The 14600-nt window shown below is 72.9% G+C and carries 16 protein-coding genes; 4 read left to right on the forward strand and 12 right to left on the reverse strand.

Annotated features, from left to right (window positions below):
- Positions 1 to 39: 39 nt before the first annotated feature.
- The 9 genes from ACFVU2_RS03975 to ACFVU2_RS04015 all read right to left on the reverse strand — a co-directional run bounded on the left by ACFVU2_RS03975 (position 40) and on the right by ACFVU2_RS04015 (position 7057).
- Entirely contained in the window at positions 40 to 477 is a 438-nt protein-coding gene (locus ACFVU2_RS03975) for a VOC family protein (RefSeq protein WP_387871284.1), read from the reverse strand.
- On the reverse strand, positions 461 to 952 hold the full coding sequence (locus ACFVU2_RS03980; RefSeq protein ID WP_387871287.1) for a GbsR/MarR family transcriptional regulator: 492 nt from the start codon (positions 950 to 952) through the stop codon (positions 461 to 463). Before ACFVU2_RS03980 ends, ACFVU2_RS03975 begins: the two co-directional genes overlap by 17 nt.
- 9 nt (positions 953 to 961) lie before the next feature.
- A complete protein-coding gene (locus ACFVU2_RS03985; RefSeq protein ID WP_387871290.1) occupies positions 962 to 2665 on the reverse strand; it encodes an ABC transporter permease in 1704 nt (567 codons plus the stop codon).
- A complete protein-coding gene (locus ACFVU2_RS03990) occupies positions 2662 to 3579 on the reverse strand; it encodes an ATP-binding cassette domain-containing protein (RefSeq protein WP_387871292.1) in 918 nt (305 codons plus the stop codon). The genes ACFVU2_RS03985 and ACFVU2_RS03990 overlap by 4 nt, the downstream gene beginning before the upstream one ends.
- Positions 3580 to 3667: 88 nt before the next feature.
- Positions 3668 to 4513, reverse strand: coding sequence for a hypothetical protein (locus ACFVU2_RS03995; RefSeq protein ID WP_387871295.1), 846 nt, complete (start codon positions 4511 to 4513; stop codon positions 3668 to 3670).
- Positions 4514 to 4522: 9 nt separating this feature from the next.
- Positions 4523 to 4861, reverse strand: coding sequence for a hypothetical protein (locus ACFVU2_RS04000; RefSeq protein WP_387871297.1), 339 nt, complete (start codon positions 4859 to 4861; stop codon positions 4523 to 4525).
- Positions 4862 to 4935: 74 nt separating this feature from the next.
- A complete protein-coding gene (locus tag ACFVU2_RS04005) occupies positions 4936 to 5616 on the reverse strand; it encodes an HNH endonuclease family protein (protein ID WP_387871299.1) in 681 nt (226 codons plus the stop codon).
- A 44-nt stretch (positions 5617 to 5660) separates the two neighbouring features.
- Positions 5661 to 6272 carry a hypothetical protein gene (locus ACFVU2_RS04010; RefSeq protein WP_387871302.1) on the reverse strand — a complete coding sequence of 204 codons (612 nt, stop codon included), beginning with the start codon at positions 6270 to 6272 and terminating at the stop codon, positions 5661 to 5663.
- Positions 6269 to 7057, reverse strand: a complete 789-nt coding sequence (locus ACFVU2_RS04015; RefSeq protein WP_387871304.1) for an MBL fold metallo-hydrolase — start codon at positions 7055 to 7057, stop codon at positions 6269 to 6271. Before ACFVU2_RS04015 ends, ACFVU2_RS04010 begins: the two co-directional genes overlap by 4 nt.
- 73 nt (positions 7058 to 7130) lie before the next feature.
- Here ACFVU2_RS04015 and ACFVU2_RS04020 point away from each other — a divergent pair, with 73 nt between their 5' ends.
- Positions 7131 to 8465 (forward strand): MATE family efflux transporter, encoded by a 1335-nt coding sequence (locus tag ACFVU2_RS04020; protein ID WP_387871307.1) that lies wholly within the window; start codon positions 7131 to 7133, stop codon positions 8463 to 8465.
- Positions 8466 to 8481: 16 nt separating this feature from the next.
- On the opposite strand, the gene ACFVU2_RS04025 is transcribed toward ACFVU2_RS04020, so the two are convergent.
- Entirely contained in the window at positions 8482 to 9690 is a 1209-nt protein-coding gene (locus tag ACFVU2_RS04025; RefSeq protein WP_387871310.1) for an amidohydrolase, read from the reverse strand.
- A gap of 136 nt (positions 9691 to 9826) precedes the next feature.
- The gene (locus ACFVU2_RS04030; protein ID WP_387871313.1) at positions 9827 to 10891 is read right to left on the reverse strand and encodes a LacI family DNA-binding transcriptional regulator; all 1065 of its coding nucleotides are present in this window, start codon (positions 10889 to 10891) and stop codon (positions 9827 to 9829) included.
- A gap of 86 nt (positions 10892 to 10977) precedes the next feature.
- On the opposite strand from ACFVU2_RS04030, the gene ACFVU2_RS04035 reads away from it, so the two are divergent.
- A complete protein-coding gene (locus ACFVU2_RS04035; protein WP_387871315.1) occupies positions 10978 to 12234 on the forward strand; it encodes an MFS transporter in 1257 nt (418 codons plus the stop codon).
- Between the two features lie 139 nt (positions 12235 to 12373).
- Here ACFVU2_RS04035 and ACFVU2_RS04040 read toward each other — a convergent pair whose 3' ends face one another.
- A complete protein-coding gene (locus ACFVU2_RS04040) occupies positions 12374 to 13420 on the reverse strand; it encodes a lactonase family protein (protein ID WP_387871318.1) in 1047 nt (348 codons plus the stop codon).
- A 38-nt stretch (positions 13421 to 13458) separates the two neighbouring features.
- Here ACFVU2_RS04040 and nucS point away from each other — a divergent pair, with 38 nt between their 5' ends.
- Positions 13459 to 14154, forward strand: coding sequence for an endonuclease NucS (gene nucS / locus ACFVU2_RS04045; protein WP_387871321.1), 696 nt, complete (start codon positions 13459 to 13461; stop codon positions 14152 to 14154).
- Positions 14154 to 14576 (forward strand): SseB family protein, encoded by a 423-nt coding sequence (locus ACFVU2_RS04050; protein ID WP_387871323.1) that lies wholly within the window; start codon positions 14154 to 14156, stop codon positions 14574 to 14576. The genes nucS and ACFVU2_RS04050 overlap by 1 nt, the downstream gene beginning before the upstream one ends.
- The last annotated feature ends 24 nt before the right edge of the window (positions 14577 to 14600 follow it).

Genomic DNA, 14600 nt, shown 5'->3' on the forward strand with positions numbered 1-14600 from the left:
TCTGGCGGATGGGAGGCCTCCCGCCCGGGAGGCGGGCCGTCAGCTCGTCGTCAGGTCCTGCGCCAGCATGACGATGATCCCGCTCGGCCCGCGGAGGTAGGTGAGCTTGTAGACGTCTTGGTAGTTCGCGACGCCGCGCAGCGGGAGGCAGCCGTGCTTCGCGGCGATCGCGAGCGCCTCGTCGATGTCGTCGACCGAGAAGGCGACACGGTGCATGCCGATCTCGTTGGGCCGCGTCGGCTCCGTCTCGATCGCGTCCGGGTGGATGTACTCGAAGAGCTCGAGCCGACCGTGACCGTCCGGCGTCTGCAGCATCGCGATCCTGGCGTGGTTGCCGTCGAGGTCGACGGCCGTGTCGGCCCACTCCCCGCTGATCGTGTCGCGGCCCACGACGGTGAGCCCCAGGTCGGTGAAGAAGGCGATCGTGGCGTCGAGTTCGCGCACGGCGATCCCGACGTTCTCAAGTGCGATGGACATGCGGTGGATCGTACGCCGCGCGCACGCCCTCCCATTCTCCGATCAGCTCCGGGAGGCGGCCCTGCAGGAACCGGTAGAAGCCGGCCATGTCGCGCAGCCGCTCGGTGGCCGGGGACTCCGGGTCGCGGACGGCGGCCAGCCCGAGGTCCGCCTGGTCGGCGAGTGCTGCGTAGATCGGGCTGTTGCGCACCATGAGCGAGTACCAGTCGGCGGGCAGTTCGTAGCGGTCGCGGCGGCTGGTGGACTGCGAGACGCGGCGGATGATGCCGAGGGTCTGCAGGTAGCGGACGGCGCCGGAGATCGCCGCCGCGCTCGCGGAGAGGGTCTCGGCCAGCTCGGCGGCGGTCAGCCCCGCCTGCTCGGTGACGGTGAGGGCCATGAGCACCCGGGCCGGCATCTTCGGGAAGCCGGCCGCGGTGAGGATCGCTGCGGAGTGCTCGCGCACGTCTCCGAGGGCGATCGGGTCCTTCGCCATGCCTGCTCCTTATCCGATCGCGACGTCGCGGCGGCGGATGAGCACGGCGGCCGCGGCCAGGGCGACGATCGCGATGCCGAACATCCAGTATCCCCCGCTCCAATCCACGTCGCCCACGACGACGGGGGCATCGGCGAAGGGCGACAGGTGCCGGATGGGGTCGGGCAGGTCGATGAGCCCGCCGAAGATGCCGATGAACGCGCCGAGACCGAGGGTCGCCCAACCGACGGCGACGGTCCAGCTCGGGAGGACGACGAACACGAGCGTCAGCACGCCGAGGTAGACCAGGGCTACCGGGAGCTGTGCGGCCGCAGCGACGAACGAGTCGCCGATGCGGGCCGCATCCTCCCCCGCTGCCAGCGCCGAGAGCCCGGAGGCGAGCGCGGCCGCCACCAGCACCAGCACCACGGCGACGACCCCGACGAGCACGAACGAGAGCAGCCAGCGGATGCGGGACACCGGCGTCGTGAGGAGGACCTCCGCGGTGCCCGCGGCCTCCTCCTGCCGCAGCCGGATGACGGACTGCACGGCGCACGCGGCCGCCAGAACACCGGCGATCGCGAAGATCGCCGAGATGAAGAGCTGGGTGAGCGGCCCCGAGCCGCCGGCGCCGATGCGGCCGATCGCGGAGCGGATGTCCGCGAGGCTGGGGTCGTCGGCGATCGAGTTGCTGACCACGCTGCCGAGGGCGCCGGCGAGGACGCCGGTGAATGCTCCCCCGACGGTCCAGCCGAGGATGACCGGCCACTGCAGCCGCCAGGCGAGGCCGAGCGGGCCGCGCAGCATCGGGAGGGCGTCGCGGCGCCCCGCCCGCTCCGGGATGACGCCGGCACCGGAGTCGCGCACCGTCTGGATCCAGAACGTCACGGCGAGGAGCACGGCGGCGAAGCCGAGCTGCAGCAGCAGCGGCCACCAGTTCGCTCCCGAGTACGGGGAGAACTGCTCCCCCCAGCCGATCGGGCTGAGCCAGCTGAGCCATCCGGTGACCATGTGCGTCCCGTCGCCGACGACCGTGCCCGTGGCGTCGCCGATGCCGCGGAGCACGTAGGCGAGGACGACGAGGGCGGCCGCGAACCCGTTGGCACCGCGGGACGTGCTCATGATCTGCGCGAGGAGCAGACCGACGGCGAGGAAGACGATCCCGACGCCTCCGGTCGCGGCCCCGGCTGCGAGCGATCCGCCGATCGGGAGGCCCGCCGCGATGAAGCCCAGAGCCGTCACGAGCGCCAGGGCGATGTCGGCGAGGACCCCGTGGACGACCGTCGCGACCGTAGGCAGCAGGCGCCCCGCGGGCGTCGAGCCGATCAACTCGGCCCGGCCCGACTCCTCCTCCGCCCGCGAATGCCGCACGGCCAGGAACGTGTTCATCAGGCCCGCGAGCAGCGCGAGGAAGGTGAAGATCTCGAAGAAGGTCAGAGCCGCGAGACCCGTGCCTTCCGGGAGGCCGCGCAGCAGCAGCACGGTCGGGTTGGCGATCGCCAGTCGCACCAGCTCGGTGCGGCTCGCCTCGTCCCCGTAGGTCTGCTTGATCGCTGCCGCCGAGAAGAGGGCCAGGACGGCGATGCTGACGAGCCAGATCACCAGCTGCCAGCGGTCACGGCGCAGCCGCTGCCGCAGCAGCGCGGCGAGAGTACGGCCGGCGCCGCCCGGGTGGGCGGAGGGAGCGGCGGCGTGGTGCCCGGCCGGACGATCGGTCGCGGTCGCGGCGCTCATCGCCCCGTCGCCTCCTCCGCGTCGTAGTGCCGCAGGAACAGCTCCTCCAGCGAGGGCGGCGCGACCGTCAGGCTCTTCGCGTCCAGCGCGGCCAGCGCCGTGAGGACCGGCGGAAGGGCATCGCTGTCGGCGGTGAAGGTGACGCGCCCGTTCTGCACGCGCAGATCGTGGGCGTCCGGGATGCTCGCGAGCGACGCCTCCGCGACGCCGTCGGCCGCGAACGACACCTCGGTACGGGTCAGGTGCCGCAGCTGGTCGAGGGTCCCGGTCTCGACCGTCCTGCCCGCCCGGATGATGCTCACGCGATCGCAGAGCTGCTCCACCTCCGAGAGGATGTGGCTGGAGAGCAGCACGGTCGCGCCCTCTCGGGCGATACGGGTGATCTCGGCGTCGAACGTCGCCTCCATCAGCGGATCGAGACCGCTGGTCGGCTCGTCGAGGATGTAGAGGTCGGCCGGGGTGGCGAACGCCGCCACGAGGGCGACCTTCTGCCGGTTGCCCTTCGAGTACGCGCGTCCCTTCTTCGTCGGGTCGAGCTGGAAGACGTCGATCAGGCGCTTTTTGCGCTCGGTGTAGGCGGCGCGGTCGGCTGCTCCCCCGCGCAGGCGCGAGAGGAGGTCGATGGCCTCGCCTCCGGAGAGGTTGGGCCAGAGGTTCACGTCGCCCGGCACGTACGCGATGCGCCGGTGGAGGTCGACCGCGTCGGTCCACGGGTCGCGGCCGAACACCGTCGCCGTGCCGCCCGAGGGGCGGGCGAGGCCGAGCAGGATGCGGATGGTGGTCGACTTGCCGGCGCCGTTCGGGCCGAGGAAGCCGTGCACCTCGCCCGCTGCGACGGACAGATCGAGCCCGTCGAGGGCGCGCACGCGCCCGAACCGCTTCTCGAGGCCGGCGGCCGTGATCACTGTGTCCATGCGCGGGACTTTACGCTTGTTTCAGTAATTTGTGAAAAGTTCTAACGGAATTCTTACGGGGCGGCCCTGCGGTGCATCGGCGTGTGTCTCACGTCCCGCAGTCGATCGCGTCGATGCTCGCGTACTGCCGGTTCGAGGCGTCGTACGGCACGGAGTAGATGTGAGGCTGCCCGGCGACGAGCGGGACGGTGTCGGTGAACTGCTCCTGCGACGGACCGCTCTCGTCGTCACTGAACCCGACGGTCACCGTGGCGGCCGGGCAGTCCCGCGGGGAGGTGAGCGTGAAGTCCCAGCCGTCCTCGTTGTACTGCACCCGCACGCCGTCGACGTCGTACTCGCCGGACGCCGACGTGCTGTATCCGCCGCCCGCATCGCTCGATGGCGCCTGCGACGCGACGGAGCCGACGATCACGACGACCGCGACCACCACCAGCACGAGGAGCACGGCGAAGCCGCCGAGCACCCAGCCGACGATCGCACCCGTGGAGGGCCCGCGGCGCGGCGGTGCGTATGGCGGGTAGGGCTGGGCGGGTGGATAGGGCTGGGCCTGCGGATAGGGCTGGGCCTGCGGATAGGGCTGGGCCTGCGGATAGGGCTGGGCCTGCGGATAGGCGGGTGCGTAGCCCGGGTGGGACGCCGGCTGGGCGGGGTAGGGCTGGGACGGATACGGCTGCTGCTGCGGATACGGCTGCGACGGCACCGGATACGGCTGCTGCTGCGGCGGCGCGGCCACCGGCTGTCCCGGCGCGACGCCGGGCGCCTGCCACCAGGCCGCGGCGACGAGGGCGTCTCGCGCGGCGGTGAGGCGGTCGCGCGCCTCGATCTCCGACTCCGGCACGAGGCTCAGGCGGGCGACGTACGCGCTCTCGACGTCGTGAGGGGCGGCGGACGGGCTCACTCCGAGGAGCGCCGCGGCCTCGACAGGGCTCAGCATGGCTCGATGCTAGTGGCCGGGGCGGGCGGACATCCGCTGCCGCGTCAGAACGATTCCGGCCACGACCGCGATCGCTCCGATCGCCGCCACCGCGACGCCGATCCAGAGGCCGGTGTAGTCCGGCGCGACCAGGCGCTGGGTGTACTGCGTGTACACGAACACCGGGAGGGTCCGAGGGGCCCCGTCCTGCGACAGACGGGCGGCGGACGTCGCGACGATGAGAGCGCCGGCCACGCCTCCGATCGCCAGCACCGCGCCGAGCGCCACGAGGAGGACGGCGGCGGGGCTCCAGCGCCCGAGCGGGGCGTGCGCGCCACTCTGGCCGCTCTCACGAGGTGCGTCGGTCATGGGATGACGCTAGACGATCGCCCGGCGGTGGGCACACCCCCGAAAAGTGACATCCCCGATCAGGGCGGCGAGCGTCAGCAGGCGGCGAGTATGCGGTCGAGCGCCGCGCGCTCGGCCGGCACGACCCACAGAGCGTAGGCGGCCTTCACGGCCACCTGCCGTGCGGCGTAGGTGCAACGGTACGCCTTCGCGGGCGGCAGCCAGGTGGCCGCGTCTCCCGCGCCCTTCCTCTGGTTGGTCGGCCCGTCCACCGCGACCAGGTTGAGCGGGTCGTTCGCGAGCCGCACCCGTTGCTCCTGGGTGAGCGCCCGGGCCCCCGTGCGCCAGGCGTCGAGCAGGGGGACGACGTGGTCGATCTGCACCCGCGCGGAGGTCTCGGGCCCCCGGGTGAAGGCGATGCGCGTGCCCGTGTACGGGTCGTCGAGCGTGCCGGAGACCACGGTGCAGTCGCCGCTGCGGACGACGTCCACCAGGTCGCGGGCCAGGATGTCGTCCCGGGTTCCGCAGCCGTTGCCGTCGACATCCCGCCACGCCTCGCCGAACCGTGCGACGCGGTCGTAGCCGGTCTTCGGGGCGCTTCCCTTGACCGGCAGGCCGGCCAGGAGGGCGCGCGCGTCGGAGGCCGTCGGCACGCCGGCGTCCCGCGCGGCGGGATCGGACGCGACCGCTGCACCTCCCGCAGCTCCCGCACTTCCCGCACCTCCTGCACTGACGACCGCGTACCCGCAGAGACCGAGCACGGCGGCAAGAGCCATCCCCGCCAGGGTCGTCACGAGCCGGGCGGGGGAACGCCGCCGCGTCACCGGAGGCTGTCGCTCGGGATGCCGCGGTGCAGGCCGCGGCCGCCCAGGTGCACGCCCGGTCGCTCGCTGGTGGCGATCTCGCCGAGCTCGCGCATGACCCGGCCGTAGTAGGGGGCGGCCTTCGGGTTGCGGTACGCGCCCGGGTGCAGATCGGCCTCGTTGCGCAGACGGATCTCGGCCCGAGAGGCCTCGACGGGAGCGATCACCTTGGCGCCGCTGCGGTAGCGGATGAGACGGTGCACCCACTCGTCGAGCATCTCGGGCAGGCCCGCCGGAACGCGATCGTGCTCGGCTGCGAGCGAGACACGGCCACGATCGCTCGACGCGGTCACCGCACCGTCCCCCTCGCGCCGTCGGCGCTCGGTCGAGAGCACGGACAGCAGGTCGTCGCGCCGGTTCTGCTGCTGCGAGAGCACTTCGAGTGCCTCCAGGGCCGCCGCGTAGTCCTCCGCGTAGTCGGCATAGGACTCGGGCTGCGCGGCGCGGTCGTTGACCAGGTCGACGCGGGCGGTCCGGGCTTGCGAGCGGCTGAGGATGGTGCGCCCACTGCTCACGCGCTCCAGACGCCAGGTCCAGGTGGCGAGGAGTTGCGGCATGAGGGTGCTCATGACTCCACTGTAGGAAGGTCCACCGACATCGGCACCCCCGACACGACAGCGGCCGCGACCGTGCCCCCGAAGCGCGCGGATGCGCGGCGGACCGCCTCGTCAGGGGCGAGCCCGAGAGCCAGGTGGATCAGCAGCAGGCGCTTCGCACCCGCCCGCTCGGCCAGCTCGCCGGCCTCCTCCGGCGTGAGGTGCACGGGCATTTCGCCGGGCGCGCGGCGATCCGTGCCGGCCTCGCTCACCAGCAGGTCGCAGCCCTGCGCGAGCTCGTCGAGCGCGGCGCACGGCGCCGAGTCGCCGGTGTAGACGAGGGAGGCGCCCCCGCCCTCGGCACGGAGGGCGAAGCCCGGGGCGTCGTGGCGCACGGCGGCCCAGCGGAGCGCCAGGCCGTCCGGGCTCGTGGCCGGGACCTCCGTCCGGCCGCCGTCGGAAAGCGGATCGAACGCGAACACCCGATCGAGCTCCGGCGGCGACGACGGGCCGAGGAACCCGGCGAGGCGGCCGCGCACATCCTCCGGCGCGAGGACGGGAAGGGCGGCCCGGGCAGGCACGTCGCCGTAACGAAAGGCGTAGAAGGCGGGGAGCAGATCGGCGGCGTGGTCGGCGTGCCCGTGCGAGATCCACACGGCCGAGAGGTCCTCCAGCGCGACGTGCCGCTGCAGCTCGGCGAGGGTGCCCGGACCGGCGTCGACCCAGACCGAGGCGCCGCCGTGCTCCAGCAGCAACCCGGTGCAGGGGGCGCCGGGCTTCGGGTAGTGGCTGGAGACGCCGAGGATGGTGAGCCGCATCGGGCGATCGTACCGGGCGCCCGGTCGTCGAGCGGGCCGGATGTCGGGGTTCCGCGCTAGCGTGGACCTCGCCGTGAAAGCCGTCCTCCGCCGCCCGGTCGACCGGGAGATCCTCCGCCTCGCCGTCCCCGCGCTCGGGTCGCTGATCGCGGAGCCCGTCTTCCTGCTCGCCGACTCGGCGATGGTCGGGCATCTCGGGGTCGCGCCGCTCGCCGGGCTCGGCATCGCCAGCGCGGTGCTGCAGACGATCGTCGGGCTGATGGTGTTCCTGGCCTACTCCACGACGCCCGCGGTCGCGCGCCGGCTCGGAGCAGGCGACGAGCGCGGCGCCGTCGCAGCGGGCGTCGACGGGACGTGGCTGGCGCTCGGCCTCGGCGTGGTACTGGCGGCGGCGGGATGGTTCGCCGCACCGGCGCTCGTCGGTCTCTTCGGCGCCTCCGCCGAGATCTCCGCGCAGGCGACGCGCTACCTTGAGCTCTCGATGCTCGGCCTGCCCGCGATGCTGATCGTCTTCGCGGCGACCGGCCTGCTGCGCGGGCTGCAGGACACCCGCACTCCGCTGGTCGTGGCGGTCGCGGGCTTCGCCGCCAACATCGTGCTGAACTACCTCTTCATCTACGTCGCGGGCTGGGGCATCGCCGGGTCGGCGGCCGGCACCGTCGCCGCCCAGTGGGGGATGGTCGCGATCTACGTGATCGTCGTCGCGCGCCACGCGCGGCGAGCGGGCGCCCCGCTCCTCCCCCACCACTCCGGCATCGGCCGCAGCGCCCGAGCCGGCGGCTGGCTGCTGCTGCGCACCGCGAGCCTGCGCGCCGCGATGCTGCTCGCGGTCTTCGCAGCGACCCGTCTCGGGCCGGACGAGCTGGCCGCGTTCCAGGTGACGATGACGATCTTCGCGACGCTCGCCTTCGCCCTCGACGCCCTGGCGATCGCGGCCCAGGCGCTGATCGGCAAGGGGCTCGGCGCCGGCGACCTCGAGCAGGTGCGCGCCGTGCTGCGCCGCTGCCTGCAGTGGGGCGTCGGCGCGGGGGTTGTCCTCGGGGCGGTGACCGTGCTCCTCAGCCCGATCGCGGCCGGGCTGTTCACGAGCGACGCGACAGTCGCCTCCCTGCTCCCCGTCGGCCTCGCCCTGGTCGGGATCAGCGCACCGCTCGGCGGGTACGTGTTCGTGCTCGACGGGGTGCTGATCGGCGCCGGGGACGCCCGCTATCTCGCCCTTACGGGGCTCGCGAACGTGGCCGTGTTCGTTCCCCTGGCGCTCGCGGTCGTCGCGTGGGGCGGCCACGATGCGGCCGGCCTGGCCTGGCTCACCGCGGCGTTCGTGTTCGGCTATCTGGGCGCGCGCGCCGTCACGCTCGGGCTCCGCGCCCGGGGGCGCGTCTGGATGCGCGCGGGCGCGGAGCTCTAGCGAGCGCCGGCGGGGGTCAGCCCAGCCACTCCCGCGCGGCCACGACGAGGGCGCGGACCCCGGTCGGGATGGTCGGCTGCGCGAGCGGCGCGAAGTGCGGCGAGTGGTTCGAGGGGATGTCCGTGTCGACCGTGCCCGCCGCGATCGCCGCCTGGACGACCTCCGGGTCGCCTCCGCCGAGCATCCAGTACACGAGCGGCGCGCCGGCCGCGGTGGCGAGGTTGCCGACGTCTTCGCTGCCCGAGAGCGCACCGGGGTCGAAGATGCGGTCGGCGCCGAACTCGGCGGTGAACGCCGCCGTCACCCGAGCAGTCGCCTCCGGCTCGTTGACCGTGACGGGGTAGCGCTCGCCCCACACCAGATCGGGGGCCTTCGGCGCACCGGAGGCATCGGACTCCGCGCGCAGGATGCGGTCGACGGCCCCGAGCACACGCTCCCGCACCTCTTCGTTGAAGCTGCGCACGCTGATCCCGAGAGTGGCCTCGGCCGCGATGATGTTGTTCTTGGTGCCCGCGTGCAGGGTTCCCACGGTCACGACCGCGGTGTCCTGCGGGGCGATCTCGCGCGAGACGACCGTCTGCAGGCGCATCACGGCCGAGGCCGCCATCACGACCGGGTCGATCGTCGTCTCGGGGCGGGAGCCGTGCCCGCCGCGACCGTGGAGGGTGACCTCCATGGTGTCGACGGCCGCCATGGCCGCGCCGGAGTGCGCGCCGAGCATGCCGGCGGGCAGCGGGGTGACGTGCTGGCCGAGGACGACATCCGGCGTCGGCACGGTGTCGTACAGGCCGCTGTCGACCATCACCTGCGCGCCGCCCCCGTGCTCCTCGCCGGGCTGGAACACGGCCACGAGCGTGCCGGACCAGGCGTCGCGCGAACCGGCCAGCTCCTCCACCGCACCCAGCAGGCACGTGATGTGGATGTCGTGGCCGCACGCGTGCATGACGGGGACGGGGTGTCCCGTCTCGTCCTCGGCGGTGACGGTGGAGGCCCAGGGCAGGCCGGTCTGCTCGCGGACGGGCAGGGCGTCCATGTCGGCGCGCAGGAGCACGGTCGGGCCCTCGCCGTTGCGGAGCACGCCCGCGACGCCGGTGCCGCCGATGCCCGTGTGCACCTCCACCCCCAGTGCGGTCAGGTGGTCGGCGACGATGCCGGCGGTCCTGTGCTCGGCGAACGAGAGCTCGGGGTGGGCGTGGAGATCGCGGTAGAGGGCCTCAAGATCCATACCCCTCACCCTACGCACCCCCGTGTGCACCTCGTCAGGGAGCGCACATTTGGACCGAATGTCGACTTAGGGGTGCGCTTTCGCGACATTTGGTCCAAATGTCAGCGGGTGGAACGGGGCAGCGGTGGGAGGGAGGTCAGCGGCGGGCGGGGGCGGCGGTCGTGTTGCCCTGGTGGAACTCGGAGGTGAACGACTCGGGAGTGATCTCGCGCCCCTCGAGCATGTCGACCACGGCGCGGCCCGCGGCCCGTCCCTTGTCGACGGCGGGCTGGACGAGCGTGGTGAGGTCGTAGGGCCACAGGCCGTCGACCCGCACGCCGTCGAAGCCGACGACGCTCACATCCCACGGGACCTCGAGGCCGAGCTCCTCGGCCGCGCGGATGACGCCGGCCGCGAGGAGGTCGCTCTGCGCGATGATCGCGGTCGGGCGCCCCTGCGCCTTCTCGAGCAGCGCGGCGCCGGCGATCCGGCCCTCCTCGACGAACGATCCTCGGGTGACCCAGCCCTCCACCCCGGGGAAGACGTCCTGCGCGCCGGCGAGGCGGTCGACGGCGGTGGTCGAGCTGGCGGAGCGGGCGGACTCGGTCGTGAACCGTCCGCGCGCGCGGTCGCGGGTGAGCGGCAGGGCGACCACGGCGACATCGCGATGGCCGAGGTCGTGGAGGTGCTGCGCGGCGATGCGCGTCGCCTCCCGGTTGTCCTGGCCGATGACGGGCACGCCGACGGCGGGGTCGCCCTCGATGGCGATGAGCGGGATACCGCGCTGGCGCAGCATCCCGACCGACTCGTCGAGTCGCGGGCTGCAGCCGACGAGCACGACGGCGTCCATCGGGGCGTCCTCGATGCGCTGGGCTCCGTCGCCCGCGTCGGTGAGGATGAGGAGGCCGGCGTCGATCGCGCCGATCTCCTCCGTGATGCCGTCGAGCAGAGCGATCTTGATCGGGTCGCGGAAGGCGTCGCCGACGCGCTCCTCCATCACCACGCCGACGATGCCGGAGCGGCCACGACGCAGCGAGCGGGCACGCGGGTCCGGGCCCGCGTAGTTGAGCTGCTTGGCGGCCGCGAGCACGCGGTCCCTGGTCGTATCGGAGACCGGGCCGGTGCCCGAGAACGCGAGCGAGGCGGTCGAATTGGAGACGCCGGCCAGGCGCGCCACCGCGGCCAGCGTCGGCCGGGCGGGGGCTGTGCTGCTTTCCTTCACGTGTGCTAGCTTAGTCGAATCGTTTCGATCGAAACGATTCGACAGCACAAAACCCGCCCCAGACCCCTCGATCACCAGGACAGCCGATGACGCAGCCGACCCCGACTCCCTCCTCCGCCGCACCGGCCCGCAGCCGCCGCGCACTCGTCGCCTGGCGCAACGCGATCTTCGCCGTGTTCGTGCTGAGCGGGCTCGCGACCGCGACCTGGGTCGCCCGCATCCCCGGCGTCCGCGACGACCTCGGCCTCGGCAAAGACCCGTCCTCCATCGGACTGCTCATCCTGGGCATGTCGGCAGGCGCGATCCTCGGCCTCGTCATCTCCTCCCTCGTGCTCGTGCGCTTCGGTCCGCACAAGGCGATGTTCGGCTCGCTGGCGATCGCCGCGGTCGGCACGGTGGTCCTGGGCCTCGGCTCGACGGTCTTCCACGCCGTCCCGGTCGTCGCGGTGGGGCTCATCCTGCTCGGCTTCGGCAACGGGATGCTCGACGTCATGATGAACGTCGAGGGGACCGCCGTCGAGCGCGAGATCGGCAAGACCCTCATGCCGCTGATGCACGCCTGCTTCAGCCTCGGCACGGTCTTCGGGGCGGGCATCGGCGCCGCCGCCGCGGCCCTCCACGTCTCCGTCGCCTGGCACCTGGCCGGCATCGCGGTCGTCCTGGTGGTCGGCATCGCGGTCGCCATCCGCTTCATCCCGCGCGAGGCCGACCTCGGCGACGAGGTGGAGGCCGAGAAGCCGCGCGTCCCCTTCGGCGACCGTCTGCGCGCCGCGCTGTCGGTGTGGGCGGATTGGCGCCTCATCCTCATCGGCGTCGTCATGCTCGGCATGGCGTTCGGCGAGGGGTCGGCGAACGACTGGATCTCGCTGGCCGTCGTCGACGGTCACGGCCAGGCAAACTCCACCGGCGCCGTCGTCTTCGGCTGCTTCGTGGCGGCCATGACCGTCGGCCGCGTCGCCGGCGGCCCGGTCGTCGACCGCATCGGGCGCGTCAACGCCATCCGCATCACGGCCGGGATGGGCGTGGCCGGGCTGCTCCTGTTCATCCTCGGCGGCCCGATGTGGGTCGTCGTGATCGGCACGGTGCTGTGGGGCTTCGGGGTCTCGCTGGGCTTCCCGCTCGGGATGTCCGCGGCCGCCGACGGCGCGAAGAACCCGGCCGCGCGCGTCTCCGCCGTCGCGATCATCGGCTACTGCGCGTTCCTCGTCGGGCCGCCGGTCATCGGCTTCCTCGGCAAGGACTTCGGGCTGCTCAACGCGCTCTACCTGATCCTGGCCCTGCTGCTCGCGTCGTTCCTGGCCGCACCGGCCGTTCGCCCGCAGAAGGAGCGCGCGGCGGCCTGACGGCCGCAACGCTGAGCCGGTCGGCAACGGAGGAGAATCTCGGTCTTTTCCGCCCGACACGCGCGGAACGGAGGGGATCTCGGCTGACGTAGCCGGGATCCCCTCCGTTCGTTGCGGGGCTGTGGGTCGGCGGGCCGGGTCAGACGAAGGCCAGGCACACCGGGGTCGGGACGGGCGACGCGCCCACGAAGCGGAGCACCCGCGTGCGCGCGTCGAACGCGAAGATCGTGACCTCGTCGCTGTCCTGGCACGCGACCAGGACGCGGTCGCCCTCGGGGGCGACGACGAGGTCGCGCGGGGCCCGGCTGCGTGCCGGCTCCGCCGCGACCAGGGCCGCGCGGGAGACGTCGGCGTCGAACGAGAAGACGGCGATCGTGTCGTCGCCGCGGTTGGTGACGAGCACGGTCCCGCCGTCGTCGGTGACCCGCACGGCGGCGGGCAGGTTCTGCCCCGTCGCACCCGGCTCGCGCGTCGAGACGGTGGAGACCCGCACGAAACGGTCGCCGTCGCGGCGCAGCACGTCGAGGGTGCTGTCGAGCTCGTTGAGCACGAGGGCGTGGCGGCCGTCCGGATGGAACGCGAGGTGCCGCGGGCCGGCCGCACCGGAGGAGATCGTGGCCTCGGGGCGCAGCACGAGCCCGCCGTCGTCGTCGAGGGCGTACCAGCGGGTCTCGCCGAGACCGAGATCGACGACCACGACATCGCCCGACACGGGATCGACGCTCAGCTGGTGGACGTGCGGGGCCTCCTGGCGCGCATCGTCCGGCCCGCGGCCCTCGTGCTGCACGAAACCGGTGCGGGCGCCGATCGACCCGTCGCCGTTCAGGGCGAAGACCGAGACCGTCCCCCCGCTGTAGGTGCCGGCGATCAGATACGCGCCGGAGGGGTGGAGGGCCAGGTGCGCCGGATCCGCGCCGCCGCTGGAGACCTCGCCGAGCAGCCGGAGCGTGCCGTCGCCCCCGCGGGCGAAGGCGAGCAGGCCGCCGTCCGGACCGGTCTCCGAGACCGCATAGACGCGGGTGCCGTCCGGGCTCACGGCCACCCACGACGGGTTGCGCACCCGGGCGGCGACCGAGAGACCCGAGACCTCCGCACCGTCGAACCGGGCGGCGAGCACGCCCTCGGCGTGACCGTCGACGTGCGGGAGCTGCTCGGTGTACGTGCCGATGACGAGATCGTGAGGCATGCCCCCATCCTGCCAGGGCGCCCCCGTAGGATGTTCCGGTGCGTCTCGTCATTGCCAACTGCTCCGTGGACTACGCCGGTCGCCTGAGCGCGCACCTGCCGCTGGCGAAGCGACTGCTCATGCTCAAGTCCGACGGGAGCCTGCTCGTCCACTCCGACGGCGGGTCGTACAAGCCGCTCAACTGGATGAGCCCGCCGTGCACTCTCGCGGTCGGCGAGCCGGACGAGCTGCAGCGGGAGGCCGGCGTCACCGAGGTCTGGCGCGTCACCCAGGCGAAGACGGCCGACATGCTGATCGTCTCGATCCACGAGGTGCTGCACGATTCGGCGCACGAGCTCGGCATCGACCCGGGTCTGCAGAAGGACGGCGTCGAGGCGCACCTGCAGAAGCTGCTCGCCGAGCAGATCCACCTCCTGGGCGACGGCCACGTGCTGGTCCGCCGCGAGTACATGACGGCGATCGGGCCGGTCGACATCCTGGCCCGCGACGCGGCGGGCGCCTCGGTGGCGGTCGAGCTGAAGCGCCGCGGCGACATCGACGGCGTCGAGCAGCTGACCCGCTACCTCGAGCTGATGAACCGCGACCCCCTCCTCGCCCCCGTCTCCGGCGTCTTCGCCGCGCAGGAGATCAAGCCCCAGGCGCGCACCCTCGCCGAGGACCGCGGCATCCGCTGCCTGGTGCTCGACTACGACGCGATGCGCGGCATCGACGACAGCGACAGCAGGCTCTTCTGATGGCACCCGCCCCCCGCTTCCCGCAGACCTACGAGAACACGCCGGTCCGCACGGCGCTCGCGACCATCGCCGCCGAGCCCACCCTCCCGAACCTGGAGGCGCTGCTCGCCGCCGCGGTGAAGGGCGGACTGGTGGTCGACGTCACCGGATCCACCCCCGAGGACACCCGCCTGCGCACGATCAGCTCGACCGCGGGCGAGCCGGTGCTGCCGCTCTTCACCTCGATGAAGGCCCTGCGCTCCGCGGTCGGGCAGACCGCCGAAGGGGCGGGGACGAAGGTGCAGGCGGTCATCGTCCCGGCCGTCGAGGCGCTCGGCTTCGTGCGCACCGCGGAGTTCGTCGCCGTGCAGTTCGACCCGGGTTCCGAGCAGACCATGGTCGTCGCCCGTTCGCACATCGAGACGGCACTCGGCGACCGCTGAGCGAACGTTCACAAACGCCGCATA

This window comes from Leifsonia sp. NPDC058194, assembly GCF_042883605.1.
Lineage (GTDB): Bacteria > Actinomycetota > Actinomycetes > Actinomycetales > Microbacteriaceae > Leifsonia.

What these genes read in the sequence shown, in the direction of transcription:
- ACFVU2_RS03975 (WP_387871284.1), bottom strand. Translation starts at nt 477, where the DNA reads ATGTCCATCGCACTTGAGAACGTCGGGATCGCCGTGCGCGAACTCGAC.
- ACFVU2_RS03980 (WP_387871287.1), bottom strand. Translation starts at nt 952, where the DNA reads ATGGCGAAGGACCCGATCGCCCTCGGAGACGTGCGCGAGCACTCCGCA.
- ACFVU2_RS03985 (WP_387871290.1), bottom strand. Translation starts at nt 2,665, where the DNA reads ATGAGCGCCGCGACCGCGACCGATCGTCCGGCCGGGCACCACGCCGCC.
- ACFVU2_RS03990 (WP_387871292.1), bottom strand. Translation starts at nt 3,579, where the DNA reads ATGGACACAGTGATCACGGCCGCCGGCCTCGAGAAGCGGTTCGGGCGC.
- ACFVU2_RS03995 (WP_387871295.1), bottom strand. Translation starts at nt 4,513, where the DNA reads ATGCTGAGCCCTGTCGAGGCCGCGGCGCTCCTCGGAGTGAGCCCGTCC.
- ACFVU2_RS04000 (WP_387871297.1), bottom strand. Translation starts at nt 4,861, where the DNA reads ATGACCGACGCACCTCGTGAGAGCGGCCAGAGTGGCGCGCACGCCCCG.
- ACFVU2_RS04005 (WP_387871299.1), bottom strand. Translation starts at nt 5,616, where the DNA reads ATGGCTCTTGCCGCCGTGCTCGGTCTCTGCGGGTACGCGGTCGTCAGT.
- ACFVU2_RS04010 (WP_387871302.1), bottom strand. Translation starts at nt 6,272, where the DNA reads ATGAGCACCCTCATGCCGCAACTCCTCGCCACCTGGACCTGGCGTCTG.
- ACFVU2_RS04015 (WP_387871304.1), bottom strand. Translation starts at nt 7,057, where the DNA reads ATGCGGCTCACCATCCTCGGCGTCTCCAGCCACTACCCGAAGCCCGGC.
- ACFVU2_RS04025 (WP_387871310.1), bottom strand. Translation starts at nt 9,690, where the DNA reads ATGGATCTTGAGGCCCTCTACCGCGATCTCCACGCCCACCCCGAGCTC.
- ACFVU2_RS04035 (WP_387871315.1), top strand. Translation starts at nt 10,978, where the DNA reads ATGACGCAGCCGACCCCGACTCCCTCCTCCGCCGCACCGGCCCGCAGC.
- ACFVU2_RS04040 (WP_387871318.1), bottom strand. Translation starts at nt 13,420, where the DNA reads ATGCCTCACGATCTCGTCATCGGCACGTACACCGAGCAGCTCCCGCAC.
- ACFVU2_RS04050 (WP_387871323.1), top strand. Translation starts at nt 14,154, where the DNA reads ATGGCACCCGCCCCCCGCTTCCCGCAGACCTACGAGAACACGCCGGTC.